General features: G+C 61.3%; 17 protein-coding genes. 14 read left to right on the top strand and 3 right to left on the bottom strand.

Annotated elements, in window-relative coordinates:
- Nucleotides 1-8: 8 nt before the first annotated feature.
- Nucleotides 9-1,349 (bottom strand): sensor histidine kinase, encoded by a 1,341-nt coding sequence (locus PVZ80_RS18135; protein WP_273864325.1) that lies wholly within the window; start codon nucleotides 1,347-1,349, stop codon nucleotides 9-11.
- Nucleotides 1,334-2,017, bottom strand: coding sequence for a response regulator transcription factor (locus PVZ80_RS18130; RefSeq protein ID WP_009050751.1), 684 nt, complete (start codon nucleotides 2,015-2,017; stop codon nucleotides 1,334-1,336). Before PVZ80_RS18130 ends, PVZ80_RS18135 begins: the two co-directional genes overlap by 16 nt.
- 134 nt (nucleotides 2,018-2,151) lie before the next feature.
- On the opposite strand from PVZ80_RS18130, the gene PVZ80_RS18125 reads away from it, so the two are divergent.
- The 4 genes from PVZ80_RS18125 to PVZ80_RS18110 all read left to right on the top strand — a co-directional run bounded on the left by PVZ80_RS18125 (nucleotide 2,152) and on the right by PVZ80_RS18110 (nucleotide 4,324).
- Nucleotides 2,152-2,337 carry a hypothetical protein gene (locus tag PVZ80_RS18125; protein WP_016703559.1) on the top strand — a complete coding sequence of 62 codons (186 nt, stop codon included), beginning with the start codon at nucleotides 2,152-2,154 and terminating at the stop codon, nucleotides 2,335-2,337.
- Nucleotides 2,327-2,572 (top strand): hypothetical protein, encoded by a 246-nt coding sequence (locus PVZ80_RS18120; protein WP_016703558.1) that lies wholly within the window; start codon nucleotides 2,327-2,329, stop codon nucleotides 2,570-2,572. Before PVZ80_RS18125 ends, PVZ80_RS18120 begins: the two co-directional genes overlap by 11 nt.
- 149 nt (nucleotides 2,573-2,721) lie before the next feature.
- Nucleotides 2,722-3,222, top strand: coding sequence for a methylated-DNA--[protein]-cysteine S-methyltransferase (locus PVZ80_RS18115; RefSeq protein WP_273864324.1), 501 nt, complete (start codon nucleotides 2,722-2,724; stop codon nucleotides 3,220-3,222).
- A gap of 373 nt (nucleotides 3,223-3,595) precedes the next feature.
- Nucleotides 3,596-4,324, top strand: a complete 729-nt coding sequence (locus PVZ80_RS18110; protein ID WP_135006906.1) for a helix-turn-helix transcriptional regulator — start codon at nucleotides 3,596-3,598, stop codon at nucleotides 4,322-4,324.
- 1 nt (nucleotide 4,325) lies between these two features.
- Here PVZ80_RS18110 and PVZ80_RS18105 read toward each other — a convergent pair whose 3' ends face one another.
- Complete coding sequence (locus tag PVZ80_RS18105; RefSeq protein WP_038635027.1) at nucleotides 4,326-5,006, bottom strand: acyl-homoserine-lactone synthase; 681 nt, start codon at nucleotides 5,004-5,006, stop codon at nucleotides 4,326-4,328.
- 448 nt (nucleotides 5,007-5,454) lie between these two features.
- On the opposite strand from PVZ80_RS18105, the gene PVZ80_RS18100 reads away from it, so the two are divergent.
- Genes PVZ80_RS18100 through PVZ80_RS18055 form a run of 10 tightly spaced genes read left to right on the top strand, consistent with a single transcriptional unit; the run spans nucleotide 5,455 to nucleotide 15,496 of the window.
- Entirely contained in the window at nucleotides 5,455-6,723 is a 1,269-nt protein-coding gene (locus PVZ80_RS18100; protein WP_103331090.1) for a beta-ketoacyl-[acyl-carrier-protein] synthase family protein, read from the top strand.
- A gap of 2 nt (nucleotides 6,724-6,725) precedes the next feature.
- Nucleotides 6,726-7,532, top strand: coding sequence for a MaoC family dehydratase (locus PVZ80_RS18095; protein ID WP_009050744.1), 807 nt, complete (start codon nucleotides 6,726-6,728; stop codon nucleotides 7,530-7,532).
- Nucleotides 7,529-7,795 (top strand): acyl carrier protein, encoded by a 267-nt coding sequence (locus tag PVZ80_RS18090; protein WP_016703554.1) that lies wholly within the window; start codon nucleotides 7,529-7,531, stop codon nucleotides 7,793-7,795. The genes PVZ80_RS18095 and PVZ80_RS18090 overlap by 4 nt, the downstream gene beginning before the upstream one ends.
- A gap of 35 nt (nucleotides 7,796-7,830) precedes the next feature.
- On the top strand, nucleotides 7,831-8,730 hold the full coding sequence (locus PVZ80_RS18085) for a diiron oxygenase (protein ID WP_009050742.1): 900 nt from the start codon (nucleotides 7,831-7,833) through the stop codon (nucleotides 8,728-8,730).
- Nucleotides 8,727-10,250 carry a phytoene desaturase family protein gene (locus tag PVZ80_RS18080; protein WP_101283469.1) on the top strand — a complete coding sequence of 508 codons (1,524 nt, stop codon included), beginning with the start codon at nucleotides 8,727-8,729 and terminating at the stop codon, nucleotides 10,248-10,250. Before PVZ80_RS18085 ends, PVZ80_RS18080 begins: the two co-directional genes overlap by 4 nt.
- Nucleotides 10,247-11,086: an alpha/beta hydrolase gene (locus PVZ80_RS18075; RefSeq protein ID WP_016703553.1), complete on the top strand. Its 840-nt coding sequence runs from the start codon at nucleotides 10,247-10,249 to the stop codon at nucleotides 11,084-11,086. The genes PVZ80_RS18080 and PVZ80_RS18075 overlap by 4 nt, the downstream gene beginning before the upstream one ends.
- Before the next feature lie 36 nt (nucleotides 11,087-11,122).
- Nucleotides 11,123-11,878 (top strand): SDR family NAD(P)-dependent oxidoreductase, encoded by a 756-nt coding sequence (locus tag PVZ80_RS18070; protein WP_009050739.1) that lies wholly within the window; start codon nucleotides 11,123-11,125, stop codon nucleotides 11,876-11,878.
- A gap of 38 nt (nucleotides 11,879-11,916) precedes the next feature.
- Complete coding sequence (locus PVZ80_RS18065; RefSeq protein ID WP_110176138.1) at nucleotides 11,917-13,422, top strand: phytoene desaturase family protein; 1,506 nt, start codon at nucleotides 11,917-11,919, stop codon at nucleotides 13,420-13,422.
- A gap of 42 nt (nucleotides 13,423-13,464) precedes the next feature.
- The gene (fdxA, locus tag PVZ80_RS18060) at nucleotides 13,465-13,836 is read left to right on the top strand and encodes a ferredoxin FdxA (RefSeq protein WP_009050737.1); all 372 of its coding nucleotides are present in this window, start codon (nucleotides 13,465-13,467) and stop codon (nucleotides 13,834-13,836) included.
- Between the two features lie 22 nt (nucleotides 13,837-13,858).
- A complete protein-coding gene (locus PVZ80_RS18055) occupies nucleotides 13,859-15,496 on the top strand; it encodes a phytoene desaturase family protein (RefSeq protein WP_081359853.1) in 1,638 nt (545 codons plus the stop codon).
- Nucleotides 15,497-15,588: the final 92 nt, after the last annotated feature.

The raw sequence follows: 15,588 nt of genomic DNA, 5'->3' as shown, positions 1-15,588 counted from the left end.
TCGGGCTGTCAGTCGATCTCGCTGGCATCGCCCTCGGCGCGCTCTTGGGGCGCAGCTGGAGGCTCGGTGGGGGTGAAGTCCAGGGTCACCGTGAAGCGCTGTTGTTCGGTCACGACCTGGATTGTCCAGCCCAGCCTGGCGCACAGCTGGCGCATCAGTTCCAGGCCCAGGCCATAGCCGAAATCGCTGGATTCTTCCGGCTCGCGGGTGTCACGGACGCGGTTGACGATGCGCAGTCGCAGCTGCTCGAAGGTGATTTCGATGCTGCCTTCGTCGGCATATTGCAGGGCATTGCGTAGAAAGTTACCGACCACGATCCGGCAGGCAGTCGGGGGCAGGCGACAGGGTTCGTTGCTGATGTCGAGGATCAGTTCGATATCCCGCTTGCCGATCAGGTAGCGATGCTCCTGGATCAGTTCGTTGAACAGCTCGGCCATGTCGATGGCTTCTTCCGGCAAGGGTTCAAGGCGCTCGCGGCTCATCCACAGCAGCGTCTCGGCAATGCGCTGCATGTTCAGCACCGAGCGTTCGATACGTTGCAGAGGCGGGGGCAGGGTGCCGCCGGACTGCAGGGTCAGCAGTTCCAGGTTGGCCTTGAGCACCGCCAGCGGCGTGCGCAACTCATGGCTGGTATAGCGCAGCAGGCGTCCCTCGCGCAGGCTGGCGGCCTGCACCTGCTGCACGCTCTGGGCCAGGGAGTCAGCCAGTACATTGAATTCCTTGAAGCGGAAATTCGGCCGTTGGCTGGACACCGCATGAGGATCTTTCAGGGTGGTGGACCACTGGGCCAACCGGCCGAGAGGACGTACCAGCCACCAGACCAGCAGGACGATGATGATCAGTGCCGGGACGAAGACCCCCAGGCTGATGAAGTTGACGCTGTTCAGTTCGTGATCGAGATAGGCATCGGACAACGGAGTCTCGACCTCGCCACCTTCTTCATGGTCGTGGTCGACATCGAACATGTACAGGGTTTTGCCGTCACCCAGGGGCTGGGCCAGGATCGCTTTGACTTCATCCTGTCCATCGGCGTCCAGTTCGCCGAACACCTGCACGGCGCCGAAGGACAGGGTTGGCGGCGTATCCAGCAACTGGCGAATTTTCGGCGGCAACGCCTCCTTGCCGATAACGCTGCTGAAGAAATAGTTCTGTGGCGGGGGCAGGCTTGGGTCTTTCTTGTAATGCCTGACGAAGTACAGGGCTTGCTCTTCCATCATGGCGCTGGCGGTATAGAGCAGGCCACGGACGCTGTAGCTCGAGAGCAGTTGGCTGTAGATCAGCAGCACCACGGCGATCAACAGCAGGAAACTGCCGCTGATCACCCATTTCAGACTCAGCCCCTTGCGCATGGAGCCCTCAGCTGTACGCCAATGCCGGAAAGAGTGTGGATCAGCGGTTGGCTGAAATCCTTGTCCACGGTCTTGCGCAAGCGGTGCATATGCACCTTGAGGGTATTGCTGTCCGGTGGCTCGTCGCCCCAGACCGTGGCCTCGAGACGTTCGCGCCCCACCGGCTCGGGACTGGCGCGCATCAGGCACTCCAGCAAGGTCCAGCAGATGGGCGACAGGTGCAGTTCCTGTCCAGCGCGGCTGACCTTGCGGGTGGACAGATCCATGGTCAGGTCGGCCACCTGCAGGCGGCTGGCCTGGCCGCTTCGCCGCAAGCTCAGGGCGCGGATCCTGGCCACCAGTTCGGCGAGCTCGAAGGGCTTGACCAGATAATCGTCGGCGCCCATGGCAAAGCTGGCGAGCTTGTCCGGCAGGGCATCCAGCGAGGTGAGCATCAGGATCGGTGTCTGTTTGCCCTGTTCGCGCAGCTGTTTGCACAGCTGTTGGCCATCCAGGCGCGGCAGCATGATGTCCAGCAGGATCACATCATAGTGCTGGTCCAGCGCCAGGCTCAGGCCGGTCCGGCCATTACTGGCGTGATCGCAGACGATTCCGTTGATCTCCAGGTATTCGATGACGGTGTTAGCCAGGTCGAGGTTGTCCTCGACCAGCAGCAGGTGGATATGCACGGGAACGTCCCCTTGGACCCTTGTCGCTCAGTGGCCCAGAGGATAACGGAGTCGGGCGTTTTTTTAGCGATGTTTACCTGGCGTTAACCTGTCGGACTCTAGGGTGGCGGCTTTTACACCAAGAGGGCGCCACCATGAACCTGTCTCCTTTGATCAAAGACATTCTGCTGGTCTTGATTGTCATCGGCCTGCTGGCCTATGGCTCGCTGTCCAGAACGCCCGCGGTGCGCCTGGGCGAGGGTGGGCCGCGAGGAGGATTCTTGATCGGGCATGGCAGGGAGCTGACAGCAGGATCGGACGCCATTGCCCATGCATTCTGAAAAGGCCGGCGCGGGCTACACCGACCAACTGGTGTTTTGCTTGCTGCTGATTCTTTGCGTGTCGCTTGCGCTGGGCACCTATATCGTCCGGCTCAATGCGCGCATCGATCAGCAGCGTGAACTGTCGCCGGTGCATCTGCTCGAGTGCGGCAATGGGCGCGGCGCCTTTATCGTCTATCCCCATGGGCGGCGCAGCAGCAGTGACAATTGTTATCTGATCGAAGAGGATGAGTAGCCAGCGTAGCGCGATCCAGGAAGATCCGGCCCTGAATTCAAGCACAAGAAATGTAGTTCTTGCGCTTGAATGTCGATCTACAGTGCAGGCGTACCGGGATGAAGGCCGGGTTCGGGCCTGATCTCCCTGGAAGATAAAGGAGGCTTAGCATGTCCTGCGTATTCAAATTGATGAACTCGCCCGTCGGTCAACTGACCCTGATTGCCAGAGGCACGAAGCTCGCCGCGATTCTCTGGGAGAGCGAGCGCGAAAACCGCGTGCGTCTCGGCCCGTTGCAGCCTGCCGACGATCATCCGGTCCTGCTGGAAACCGAACGCCAGCTCAACGAGTACTTTGCCGGCAGCCGCGATTGCTTCGAGCTGGAGCTGGACTTTGTCGGCACCGAGTTCCAGCGCAAGGTCTGGCAGGCGCTGCTGACCATTCCCTTCGGTGAAACCCGCAGCTACAGCCAGATTGCCGCCCAGGTCGGCAGCCCCAAGGCCGTGCGCGCAGTCGGCGCGGCGAATGGCCGGAACCCGATCTCGATCATCGCCCCCTGCCACCGGGTGATCGGCGCCTCGGGCAGCCTCACCGGTTTTGCCGGCGGCCTGCAGGCCAAGCAGTTCCTGCTGGCGCTGGAGGGCGAGCAGACCTTGCCGCTGGACTTCTAGCCCTGCCGCCCAGGGCTTTGTCGGGCTGCTGGCGACAAGAACTTCCTGTCTCCAGCAGCGGTTGTAGAGCGGTTGCCGCGATATCGTTCGGTATTAACCGAACGGGTAATAAGAGTTTTGTATTCTGTCGTCAAAAAAACATCACAAACCGCTCGCTATAATTTCTTACAAGTACAACTAAAGCCGTATAGCCTGCCTGCTTGATTTCTATCAAGGCATAACTGAATATAGCCCGCCAGCGTATCGGGACTTACCAACTTGGTGGGTCAGCAGCTATGTATTCACGTGCTTAGGCATAATAAGAAAAATCTTGCACCGTCTTCACCCTCTCCCGAGAGACTGAAGTAATCCTGAAATATGACGAGCTCATGACATGGATAGTCGACTCAAATACTCTGGCTTTATTCCGGCCGACGAAAGTAATTCAAATGTCTGTTTAAATTTAGAGCTTGAAAAGCTGTTGGGCGATCTGCAAGGGGCAAGTTATGCCTACTTTGCCGCCCCTCGAAACCGCGAAGTAGCCCCTCTTATTATTTCGAACTACCCATCGCGCTGGCTGAAAGCCTATAAGAATGCCAACTATCATTTGATCGACCCGATCATTCATCACGGTCTTAAAAGTTGCGCGCCGTTTTCCTGGGGCGACGCCCTCCAGGCCGCCTCCTGTGACAAGAGTCGGGAGTTGTTTCGACGTTCCAGCCAATACCGCATCTGCTCCGGCGCGACGTTTACCCTGCATGACGCCTGCGGCATGTTCAGTTCGCTGAGCCTTTGCAATAGCGGGTCGCAAGCCGAATTTGAGCGGCGCATGGCCGACCAGCAGGGGCAGCTGCAGATGGCGCTGATCCGCTTTCATAGCCGGCTGCTGAGCCTGCGGGCGATGGACGAGCTGTTCCCCGAGCCTCAGACCGGGCCGCTTTCGGCCAGGGAGCTGGGGGTGCTCAAGTGGGTGATGATGGGCAAGGCCTACCGGGAAATCGCGCTGATCTGCGCGATTTCCGAGCGGACGGTCAAATTTCACATGTCGAACATTTCCGGAAAGCTGCAGGTCTGCAACGCCAAGCAGGCGGTCTACGAGGCTCAGCGCCAGGGCATCCTCTGATTCAGGCGCTGATCCGCTGAGGCTCGTAGAACGCGGTGTGGAGCGGGTTCAGGCGCTGCGGCCAGCAGCTGAGCTGCGTGGATGACAAGGGGCATTTGCGAGCGATGCTGGACAGCAGGCGCTGACGATTGGCGTCGCTGATCGGCATGTTCAGCAGCAGCACCTTTTCTCCCGGCGCGGCCTCGCCGGTGTCCATTACTTCGTAGTGCCAGCCGGCGTTGCGGACGATCCGTCCCATGGCGTTGCTGACCACCGTGATGATCGATTCCAGGCCGCTGCGCGCGGCATGGTTGTGCATGCACAACAGCAGCATTTCGGTCAGCGGCAGATGGGCCAGGCCGAGCTGGCGCGAGCGGGTCTTGTCGACGAAAAAGCGGCTGGATTCAGCCATCAGCGCCTGCTTGGGCGGCGCGCAGCGGAAAAAGTCGCGGAACGGCCCTTCGACCATGTAGGGATCCAGGGTGTTGATCAGGCGCAGGCCGGCCAGGGGCACGCCTTTCCAGGTACCGATCAGGTAGGTGGTGCGCTCGTTGTCGTACTCATCGAACTCGATGTCATTCTTTATATTAACCTTCCAGTTCAAACGATCGGCGAATACTTCCTTGCGCAGGCCATACAAATCGGCGACCCAGGCGTGGGGCGTCGCACTATAGTCGAGCGCGTGAAATTCGATAAATTCCATATTGTTGAAGTTCTTCCATGGGATATGGTCAGTACTAAAGATTGGGCTCGCACCGTTCGCGGAGAGTCAACTTACGGCTAAGGCAAATCAATTGTGCGGCGCTTGTTAGTTTAACAATGTCTGCCCGGAGACAACCTGTACTTAGGTGCAGTTGCAGGTTGCCTGAGTTGATTTTCATTACGCACTTGGCCATCTGTACCTAGATACAGTTGTCCTCCCCGGGCAATTACGACAACTTATGCCGGGCAGTGGTTAAGCCCTCAATAACGCCGTAGAGCTGAGCTTTGCAATGTTGGACGATTGTTCCAACTAGTGCGTACATGGCTTGTACTTGCGAGTACTCCACTTGCCTTAATCGTCGAATATGCCAATGGCAGTCTGAGTGTCTGGATCAGGCTTCTTCACGCTGCGTGGCATCTCCAGCCAAGACATCGAAACAGGGAAGATCATGGAAAAGTCCGCCTCTTCAGAACCGCGCCGGGTGGTTGTAACCGGTTATGGCGCCATCTGCTCGCTCGGCGAGAATGTCGAAGCCATCTGGGACGCAATGATGGATTACCAGGTCGGTTACCGTCAGCACAGCTTCGACGATCCGAGCATCCATGCGCGTTACTTTGGTTTTATCGATGACTTCGGTCGTGAAGCGATGCGTCCGTTCTCGAAGAAAATCTCCAAGATGTTGCCGCTGTTCGCCAAATACAGCCTGGTGGCCACCCACGAGGCGATCCGCATGGCGTATGGCGACACGCCCCTGGATGAGGTCGTCTCGCCCTTCGATCGCGGCGTGATCCTGGGCACCGGCTGGGGCGGGCTCGATACCGCCAACAGCAACAACAACGAATACCGCGAGCAGGGCATCTCCACGTCCTTCGCCACCGTCATGTCGATGTGCAATGCCGCGACTGCCGGTATCACCATGAACTGGAACATGCGCGGTATCCAGAACAGCCCGGTGGCGGCCTGCGCCACGGGCACCATCGCCATTGGCGAAGCCTACGAGGCGATTCGCAGCGGCCGCGCCAAGGTGATGATCGCCGGTGGCAGCGAATCCCTGAAAGAACAGTTCAACGTCTGGTCGGTGGATGTCATCCAGGCCTTGAGCAAGGAACAGGAAAACCCACGCCTGGCCTGCTGCCCGTTCAGCAAGGGACGCAGCGGCTTCGTGCTCTCCGAGGGCGCGGCGGTGTTGTGCCTGGAAGACTATGAGCTGGCCCGGGCCCGGGGCGCAAAGATCCTCGGCGAGATCACCGGCTACGCCAACTATTCGGACGCCTACGACATGACGGCCCCGGCCGAAGACATGCAGGCCCGGGTACGGGTGATCAATGACGTGTGCCAGCAGGCAGGCGTAGAGGCCGTGCAGATCGACTACGTCAACCTGCACGGCACCTCGACCCCGCTCAACGATGTCAACGAGACCCGCTCGATCAAGCTGGCCCTGGGGGATGCGGCATACGGCATTCCGATGTCCAGCACCAAGTCCTACACCGGGCACTTGATCGGCGCCGCCGGCTCGATGGAGGCGGTCTTCTGTCTCAAGGCCATGGCCCGGGGCACGATTCCGGCGACCATCCATATGGATGAGGCCGACCCTGAGTGCGACCTCAACTACGTGCCCAACGAACACCTGCATGGGCAGACCCTGAACAACGTGCTGAACCTGAGCTTCGGCTTCGGTGGCGCCAACGCCGGCATCATGCTGCGCAAGGTGGTCTGATCATGCAGCTGCAATTCGGAGCCGAGCAGATCGAGGCCTGGGCCGGTCTCTCCGGCGATCGCAACCCGATCCACTTCGACCGCGAGGCGGCACGCCGCATGGACGCAGCCGATGTGGTGGTGCATGGCATGCTCGCGCTGCTGCCGGTCAAGCACCGCATGGGGCGGGCCAGCCCGGTGCTGCCCCAGGACTGGATGCAGTTCAAGGCGCTGCTCAAGACCCCGGTGCTGCGTGACAGCACGGTGGCCCTGTCGACCCGCGAACGCAGCGACAGCACCGGGTTCAAGTTGCACTCGAGCGCTGACAACAGCGAACACGTGATCGGCCATGTACGCATCGTCGAGGCACCGGAATGGTCATCCACAACCCCGGGTTTCCTGCTGGCACACGAGGAGGTCGCGGCCTGGCTCGCGCGCTTTCGCGATGACCTGGGCCGGGAGCTCGATGACTGGGTCGCGCTCGATGCGCTGATCTTTTCCCACTTCATCCGCAACCATCTGGGCGTGATCTTCGATTGCCTGTCCCCGCAGTTCCGTCAACGGCAGCGGCCGAACCGGCTCGAGGATCTGTCCGATCACCTGGTGGTGCAGACCAGCCACCAGATCACCTTCTGCACATCGCTGCGCTCGCTGGGTGAGTTGCAGACCGATATCCGCTGCGAAATCGACAACATCCACCTGATCGAAAGCCCCGGCAAGGCCGTGGGCACCCTCGATCTCGGGGTGCATGTCAGCGATCGCCACGTAATGACCATCACCCTCGGCCTGATGATAAAGGCCCTTCCAACCTCCCAAGGAGCTATGCAATGACCACCGTAGAGAAAGTATTTGCCGTTGTTCGCGACCTCATCCTGGAACTCAAGGATGTCGACGAAAACGATGTGACCCTCGATACCCACATCGAAGCGATGGAGTTCGACAGCCTGGACTTCGTCGAGATGCAGGTCGTGGTGCAGAAGAAGATCGGCGTGGCGCTGGATCCCGACTCGTTCGTCAGCCGCAAGATCGCCACGCTGCGCCAGCTGTGCGAGTTCGTGGTCGAGCTCAAGGAATCGGCCGCTGTCCCTGCCTGACTGGCAGGTCCACCGTTACGGATAGGAGCAAGGGAATGTCCACGCTGACCAATAGTGTGCTCGCCATTTCAGAAGCAAGAGAGTCCAAGGTCCGCAAGCTGAGCGAAGTCTCGCACCACAAGACCATGGACCACGCGACCGTGCTGCCCTGGGACCAGGAGGTCGATCGCAGCCTGTACCCGAAGGACCCCGATCACCTGTGGATCAATGGCACGCGTTTCTGCGAAGGCCTGAGCGAGGCGCAGAAGCTGGAACTGGCCTGGCTGGAAACCGGCCGTGACATCTCCATGTTCATCTGGCTGGAGCAGACCATTCCACCGTTGTACATGGGCTATGTCACCCAGTTCCACGATCGCATCTCCCAGGACCTGCAGGAGTACCTGATGATCTTCTCCAAGGAGGAGATCGTTCACACCCTGACCTTCAAGCGTTTCATGGGCAAGGCCGGCCTGCAGTTGTGGAACCCGCCGGTGGGCCTCTATGAGTTGCTCACCGAGACGCTGCCGAAGATGGAGCCCGCGGTGGGCGTGCTGTTCACGCTGCTGATCGAGTGGGTCGCGGAAATGGGCGCGATGCACACGTCCCAGGGGCCAGGCGTCGAGCCTATGACCCGGACCATGTTCCGTGAGCATCATCATGACGAGGCCCGGCATATCGCCTTCGGTCGCTGGATCAGCGAGTCGTTCTTTGAAACGGCGAGCCCCGAGTCCATCGCCCAGGTGAAGGCCATGAGCCGCCGGATCATTCCGGCGCTGATCGACATGTTCACCTACAACCCGGAAATCGCCCGGCACACCTCGTTCGAGTTCCCGATCGCGGTGGATGACAAGGCGAAGATCGAGGAAGTCTGGCGCTCGGCCCATAACGCCCGGCTCAACGACGCACGTTTTGCCGAGATCTATGCCTGGGTCGACAAGCTGGGGTTGCGGCAATGAACCAGCCGTCCTGGGACGCGATCTTCGTCGGTGCCGGGATCACCAGCCTGGCCTGTGCGGCGATGCTGGTCAAACGTGACCCCGGGGTGCGCCTGTTGATGGTCGACAAGCATATTGTCGTCGGCGGCTATGCCTCCACCTTCAGCCGGCCAAAGCAGGGTGCGGTGTTCGACTGCAGCCTGCACAAGCTCAGTGGCATGGCCGAGGGCGGCAACCTCATCCGTATCCTGCGTGACCTGGGGCTGGAGGAGACGCTGGATCTGGTTTATCCCCAGGACTACTTCTGCGCCTACCGGGACGGCACGGAGCTGCCGCTGGCCAACGATGCGGACGGGGCGGAGCGGCAGCTGGTCGAGCGCTTTCCCCATCAGGCCGAGGCCATCGCGACCTTCTTCGAGCACGTCCGGACCTACGGGCGCAACGGCTATTACCAGTTCCAGATGCTCGACGGCAGCTTCGAGCCGGACATGGCCCAGTTGCGTTTCGCCCATCGCAACCTGAAGCACAAGACCGTGCGCCAGGCGCTGCACGAACTGTTCGACGACCCGTACCTGATCGAGATCCTGGCGGCGCCGGGCATCTACGTCGGCGGTTACTCGGAAGACCTGGGTTATCTGTACTACCTGCATGTGGTGTACGCCACGCTCAACCGTGGCAACGCCTATGTCGCCGGCTCCTCCCAGTACCTGTCCAACCTGCTGGCGCAGCAGATCGAACAGGCGGGTGGGCAGATCCTGCTCAGCACCCGGGTCGATGGCGTGCTCACCGACGGCCAGGGCAATGCCACGGGCATCAACACCAATCGCGGGGTGTTCCATTCTTCGCGGGTGTACATCAACGCTTCACCGCACTACGCGGTGCAGCACCTGTTCGCGGCGGATGTGGAGCTGGCGGCCACCCGGGAGAAGCTCACCGGGCTGAAGCCGGCACGCTCGACCACCACGGTGTACCTGGTGACCGACCTGCCACCGGAGCAACTGGGCTTGCAGCACAGCGAATCGATGCTGTTCGCCGATGACCCGGCGGCAGGCGCCGAGTTGCGCATGGCGGCCGCCCTCAGCGGTTATGAGGCGCAGCTCAGTGAGCGGGCCTTCTGGGAGATGTCGCCGATCGAGGTCACCAACTATCACGCCCTGGACCCGGCTGCGGGCCAGGTGGTGTGCATCAACGTGCTCGACTCGATCGCCCATTGGCCGCAGCGCCGTACCGCGCAATACCGGGCCAAGAAGCAGCGGGCCAGCGACATCCTGGTGGAGCGTCTGTTGCGCCAGGTGCCGGGGCTGCGCGGGCATGTGCTGCATACCGAGGTCGCCACGCCCCATACCTATGTACGTTTCACCAACAACACCGACGGTTCGGGTTATGGGGCGATGGTCGGCACCGATCTCAAGGGCCATGTGTTCCATCACGGCTTCCCGGTGCAGGGCGTGCAGTTCCTCAGCGCCTGGGTGGCAGGTCCCAGTTACGAAGCCGCCTTCGGCTATGCCGAAATGAAGGCCAGGCAATGGAGGCGAGCATGAGCAAGAACGAGCAATCGACCGGTTGGCTGGGGATCGCCATTTCCAAGCTGTTCATCCGCGTCATGTTCCGTCAGGTACAGGGCTGGAAGCGTGACGTGCCCAAGCGTGCGGCAGGCTTTGTGGAGATCGCGCGCGACGGCAGCCGACTGGAGGGGGCGTCGCTGCGCACCAGCGCCATGCACCCTCGGGGCGTGGTGCTGTTGTGTCATCCGTTCCTCAAGTACGGCATGCATTACTTTTTCGAGAACAACCTGGACCAGGCATTTCTCGAGCAGGGCTATCACGTGGTCGCCTTCAACTTCAAAGGCTTCGGCCGCAGCACCATCGGCGGCCATGCGTTCGCCGACGATGTGCTGGCGATTGCCCGGCGCGTGTCGCGGGACAACCCCGGCCTGCCGATCCACCTGGTGGGCTGTTCGTTCGGTGGTTATCACCTGTCCCATGCCCTGGCGCGGGATGCCACGCCCTTCACCTCGGCCGTGCTGGACAGCGTGCCGATTTCGGTGCGCAGCTACTTCACTCGCGGGCCGTTGCGACTGGCCATGCGCTGGATCAGTGGCAGCCGCCTGGCGGTTCCCACGGGGACCTGTGCCATCGATCACTCGCTGCGCGGCGTGCGTCACCTGCCGATCGCCTACTTCTACGGGCGCAACGACCACTTCATCCCGGATGCCAGCGTGACCGGGCTCAGCCAGGAATGCGAGGCGCTGCACGTGGTCGGTTTCGAGGGCTGTCGCCACCTGGAAAACCACAAGAAACACCGGGACCGCTACTTCGAGGAAATCTTCGATTTCTTCGCCCGTGCGGAAGCTCGAAAAACCGCCGTGCCGGCATGACGGCGGCAGGGATCATCAGATCAAAGGATGTAGATCATGGAAGTTCAGCAGTCTTCAAACGGCAAATGGGTACTGGTCAGCGGCGGCAGTCGCGGCATTGGCCGCGCACTGGTCCTGGCCCTGGCCCGGGAAGGGTATCGGGTCGCGTTCACCTACCAGTCCTCGGCCGACGCGGCCTTGCAACTGGAGCAGGAAGTGGCCGCCAGTGGCGGCCTGGCCAGCGGGCATGCCTGTGACGGCAGGAACCACGATTCGGTCGAGGCGGTGTGCGCACAGCTGGTGGAAACCCACGGCGAGCCCTACGGCTTGATCAACAACATGGGCGTGACCGGCGACCAGTTGCTGTTCAAGTTCGACATCGAGCGCTACCGCGACGTGGTCGCGACCAACCTCGATTCGGCGGTGTATTTCAGTAAATGCCTGGCTCCGGCGATGGCCGCCGAGCGCCGCGGCAAGATCCTGCACATGTCCTCCGTCAGCGGGCTCAAGGGCAACAAGGGGCAGATGGGGTACTCGGCGACCAAGGCGGCGATGATCGGCATCACCAAGACCATGGCCCTGGAAATGGCGCGCTTCAAGATCACCGTCAACGCCATCGCCCCAGGCTTCATTGCCACGGAGATGGTCGGGCAGATCGCCGACCCGATACGCAAGTCGATCACCGACACCATCCCCCTCAAGCGCTTCGGTGAAGTCCGCGAAGTGGCGGCCCTGGCCAGCTTCCTGCTGTCGCCCCAGGCCGACTACATCACTGGCCAGACATTCGTGATCGATGGCGGTCTGACGGCCTGATTAGCAGTTCTGATCTGGCCGCAGAGCCAGGAGAAATCATGAGTCAAGAATACGATACCGTTTTCGTCGGCGCGGGCCTTGGCGCGTTGGCGGGTGCCAGCCTTATGGCGCAGCGAGGCCAGAAAGTCCTGGTGGTGGAAAAGCACAACGTAGCCGGTGGTTACGCGAGCAATTTCCGCCGCAAGGATTTCAACTTCGATGTTTCGCTGCATTCGTTCGACGGCGTGGTGCGGGGCGCCGAGTCGTTCAATGTGATCCAGGCCTGTGGCGTGGCGGACAAGGTCGAGTTTCTCCATCACCCGACCTTGTATCGCTATCGCTCGCAGGACATCGACCTCACGGTCGGGCACCGCGACCTGGAAGGTTACAAGCGCGAGTTGTTCCGCTTCTTTCCCGAGGAGGTCGATAACATCAACCGGCTGTTCGCCGAGTCGCAGCGCAACTACAAGGACCTGTGCGGCTTTCTGTATTCGCGCAAGCCGTTCTGGATGAGGCTGGTGGCCACGCCGATGATCTATCCCCGGGTGCTCAAGTATGGGCATGAAACGGTGGATCACTACTTCTCGCGCTTCACCTCCAATGAGCGCCTCAAGGAAGTGCTGTCGGCGCAATGGAGCTACTACGGCCTGCCGGCCAAGGACCTGGCGTTCGGCTACTTTTCCTATCCCTTCATCGATTATCTGGAGAACGGCGGTTATTCGATCAAGGGCGGCTCACAGGCCTTGTCCAACGCCTTGGTCGAGGTCATCGAGCAGCATGGCGGCCGGGTCGAGCTGGAGTCGGCGGTCAACCAGATCGTGGTCGAGCGCGGCCGGGTCAGTGGCGTGGTGACGCGCAAGTCGGGCAAGGTCAAGGCGCGCAACGTCGTGGCCAATATCTCGCCCCATGCGGTGCTGGCATTGGCGGGCGAGCAGCACTTCGGTGCCAAGTACCGCTCGCGCCTGCGCCAGCTCAAGCTGTCGGTGTCGGGGTTCCAGGTCTACCTGGGGCTCGATTGCCCGCTGAGCGAGCTGGGCGTGGGCGCCGAGGAGTACATCCACTTCTTCGCCCCGCCGAAAACCCAGCGCCAACAGTTCGAGCATATCCAGGCCGGAGAGCTGCATGGCGACAACACCAGCTGGTCGATCAACTACTTCTCCAACGTCGATCCCTCGATGGTCCCGGTCGGAAAGTCCAGCCTGGGCCTGTTCACCCTGACGGGCGCCGGCGAATGGCACTCCCTGGACAAGCTCGCCTACCGGCGCAAGAAGATCGAACTCACCGAGCTGCTGATCGCCAACGCCGAACGGGTCATCCCCGGCCTGCGTCGGCACATCGAGGTCTGCGAGGCAGGTTCGCCGCGCACCATGAGCAAGTTCACCCATAACCCGGCGGGCGCGATCTACGGCTTCGAGCAGAACACCCGACAGTCCGGCCTGTTCAACCGTTTCCCGCAGAAATACCCGGTCAAGGGGCTGTACCAGGTCGGGGCCTGGACATTCCCGGGCGCAGGCTTCATCGGAACGATGTTGTCGGCGCGCTTGTTGGTCGACCGCTATTTCTGAGCGGCGACTTCCCAGTCCAACCAGACGTTTACGAGACTCACCATGACCTACGTAGTGACCGACAACTGCATCCAGTGCCGCCACACCAACTGCGTCGATATCTGCCCCGCGGATGCCTTCCACCTGGGGCCGAACTTCATCGTCATCAATCCCCAGGAGTGCGTCGACTGCGGCCTGTGCCTGCCCGAATGCCCGGAGGAAGCCATCCAGCCGGAGAACCAGCTCGATGACAGCAACCGGCATTTCCTCAAGCTCAACGCCGAGCTGGCCGAACACTGGCCGGTGATCCTGCAGCGGATTCCGCCCCTGGCGGAGCATGAGCACTGGAGCCGCAAGCCGAACAAGCTGCCCCACCTGATACATGAGGCCGAGGCGGTCGACCCGACCCGCGACCACCACCTAGCCCATGCCTGATGCGCGACTGGAACCGTAACCCATGCAAAGCTTTGATCGATTCAAGACCCTCGAGAGCGACACCTTCGACGTGATAGTGGTCGGCGCCGGCATCGGTGGCCTGACGGCTGCCGCAACCCTGGCCAACCGCGGCAAGCAGGTGCTGGTGCTCGACATGCACTATGAAATGGGCGGCTGTGCCACGGTGTTCCACCGCAAGGGTAAGGACTACGAGTTCGATGTCGGCCTGCACTACATCGGCGACTGCGGCAAGGACGGCCTGATTCCGCGGATCCTGCGCGGGGCCGGCATCGATGACGGTGAAATCCGCTTTATCGAGCAGGATCCGGAAGGTTTCGAGACCCTGTGTTTCCCCGACTTCCAGTTCGCGGTTCCCCGCGGTTATGAACGCTTTCGCGAAAAGCTGCTGGAGGCGTTCCCTAAGGAGCGGGCGGGGATCAACCGCTATTTCAAGATGCTGCAGCAGGTCTGGGATTTCATGGGCATCCACTCGCGCCCGCTGACGGCGCTGTGGGTACTGCCGCGCTCGTGGATGCTGATGCGTCACGCCAAATCGACGGTGGCGCAATTCCTCGACACCTGTACCCAGGACCAGCGCCTGCGGGCCATCCTGACCGGGCAGCTGGGGGTCTATCACCAGCCGCCGAGCCGCGCGACCATGGCCGGCCACGCGGCGGTGGTCAATCACTTCCTGCAGGGTTCCTACTACCCCTCGGGCGGCGGTCAGATGTTCTCCGACAAGCTGGGCGAGGTGGTCGAGCGCAAGGGCGGCAAGATCCTCCTGCGGTCCAAGGTCGAACGTATCCTGATCGAGAACGGGCGTGCCGTGGGCGTCGAGTTCAGCAACAAGCACCTGGGCAAACGGGTGGTCAAGGCCGATGCGGTGATCTGCAACGCCGATATCAAGCAGGCCCTGCTCGGCCTGATCGGCCGTGAACACCTCAAGCCCAAGACCGTGCGCCGTGCCGAGCAGTTCGAGATGTCACCGGCCATGGGCGTGGTCTATCTGGGTATCGACATGGACCTCAAGGCCATGGGCCTGAAGAACACCAACTATCGCATCTACCCAGGCTGCGATTACGAGAAGGCCTACCGCGAGGTGTTCGCCGGGGCGTTTCCCGAGGAGCCCCATCTGTTCATCGGCAACGCCACCATGAAAGACCCGGATAACCCGGCCATCGCGCCACCGGGCATCTATAACCTGCAATTGATGTCGGCAGTGCCTTCCACCCCGCAAAGCTGGGGCGTGACCCAGGCCGAGCTGACGGATGGCAGCTATCGGACCAACCCGGCCTACCTGGCGAAAAAAGAGTGGTACGCCCGCCAGCTGATTGCCTTGGCCGAACGGGTGATTCCGGGCATGTCGAAGCACATCGTCTATCAGGAAGTCTCGACGCCTTTTTCGGTCACGCGCTTTATCGGCTCCGAAGGCGGGACCTCCTACGGCCTGGCCTTTACCCCGGAGTACTTCTTGCACAACCGGCCGGGAGCCAAGACGGAGATCCGCAACCTGTACCTGTGCGGCGCTTCCACCCGTACCGGGCACGGCATCTTTGGCGCCATGACCGGTGGCGTGGAAGCGGCCGCGGCGGTCAGTGGTCGTCACGTGCGTTACCAGGTCATGGACATCGGCACCCGCGCCGAAGCGGCGGTCCGTTGACGGCGACGTCATGGCGCACCCCGTCGGTGCGCCATGACGTCTATGCTGCAGCGCGTGAATCATTGGATTCACCGAGAATGGACTGGCATCAA

The sequence above is a fragment of the Pseudomonas sp. B3G-3 genome (assembly GCF_028640915.1).
In the GTDB taxonomy this organism is placed as follows: Bacteria; Pseudomonadota; Gammaproteobacteria; order Pseudomonadales; family Pseudomonadaceae; genus Aquipseudomonas; species Aquipseudomonas chlororaphis_I.
This window is presented reverse-complemented; position numbering and strand designations above follow the sequence as displayed.

Coding starts and splice junctions, on each gene's coding strand:
- PVZ80_RS18070 (WP_009050739.1), top strand. CDS start 11,123: ATGGAAGTTCAGCAGTCTTCAAACGGCAAATGGGTACTGGTCAGCGGC.
- PVZ80_RS18055 (WP_081359853.1), top strand. CDS start 13,859: ATGCAAAGCTTTGATCGATTCAAGACCCTCGAGAGCGACACCTTCGAC.
- PVZ80_RS18135 (WP_273864325.1), bottom strand. CDS start 1,349: ATGCGCAAGGGGCTGAGTCTGAAATGGGTGATCAGCGGCAGTTTCCTG.
- PVZ80_RS18120 (WP_016703558.1), top strand. CDS start 2,327: ATGCATTCTGAAAAGGCCGGCGCGGGCTACACCGACCAACTGGTGTTT.
- PVZ80_RS18105 (WP_038635027.1), bottom strand. CDS start 5,006: ATGGAATTTATCGAATTTCACGCGCTCGACTATAGTGCGACGCCCCAC.
- PVZ80_RS18095 (WP_009050744.1), top strand. CDS start 6,726: ATGCAGCTGCAATTCGGAGCCGAGCAGATCGAGGCCTGGGCCGGTCTC.
- PVZ80_RS18065 (WP_110176138.1), top strand. CDS start 11,917: ATGAGTCAAGAATACGATACCGTTTTCGTCGGCGCGGGCCTTGGCGCG.
- PVZ80_RS18090 (WP_016703554.1), top strand. CDS start 7,529: ATGACCACCGTAGAGAAAGTATTTGCCGTTGTTCGCGACCTCATCCTG.
- PVZ80_RS18110 (WP_135006906.1), top strand. CDS start 3,596: ATGGATAGTCGACTCAAATACTCTGGCTTTATTCCGGCCGACGAAAGT.
- PVZ80_RS18075 (WP_016703553.1), top strand. CDS start 10,247: ATGAGCAAGAACGAGCAATCGACCGGTTGGCTGGGGATCGCCATTTCC.
- PVZ80_RS18085 (WP_009050742.1), top strand. CDS start 7,831: ATGTCCACGCTGACCAATAGTGTGCTCGCCATTTCAGAAGCAAGAGAG.
- PVZ80_RS18080 (WP_101283469.1), top strand. CDS start 8,727: ATGAACCAGCCGTCCTGGGACGCGATCTTCGTCGGTGCCGGGATCACC.
- PVZ80_RS18115 (WP_273864324.1), top strand. CDS start 2,722: ATGTCCTGCGTATTCAAATTGATGAACTCGCCCGTCGGTCAACTGACC.
- PVZ80_RS18100 (WP_103331090.1), top strand. CDS start 5,455: ATGGAAAAGTCCGCCTCTTCAGAACCGCGCCGGGTGGTTGTAACCGGT.
- fdxA (WP_009050737.1), top strand. CDS start 13,465: ATGACCTACGTAGTGACCGACAACTGCATCCAGTGCCGCCACACCAAC.
- PVZ80_RS18125 (WP_016703559.1), top strand. CDS start 2,152: ATGAACCTGTCTCCTTTGATCAAAGACATTCTGCTGGTCTTGATTGTC.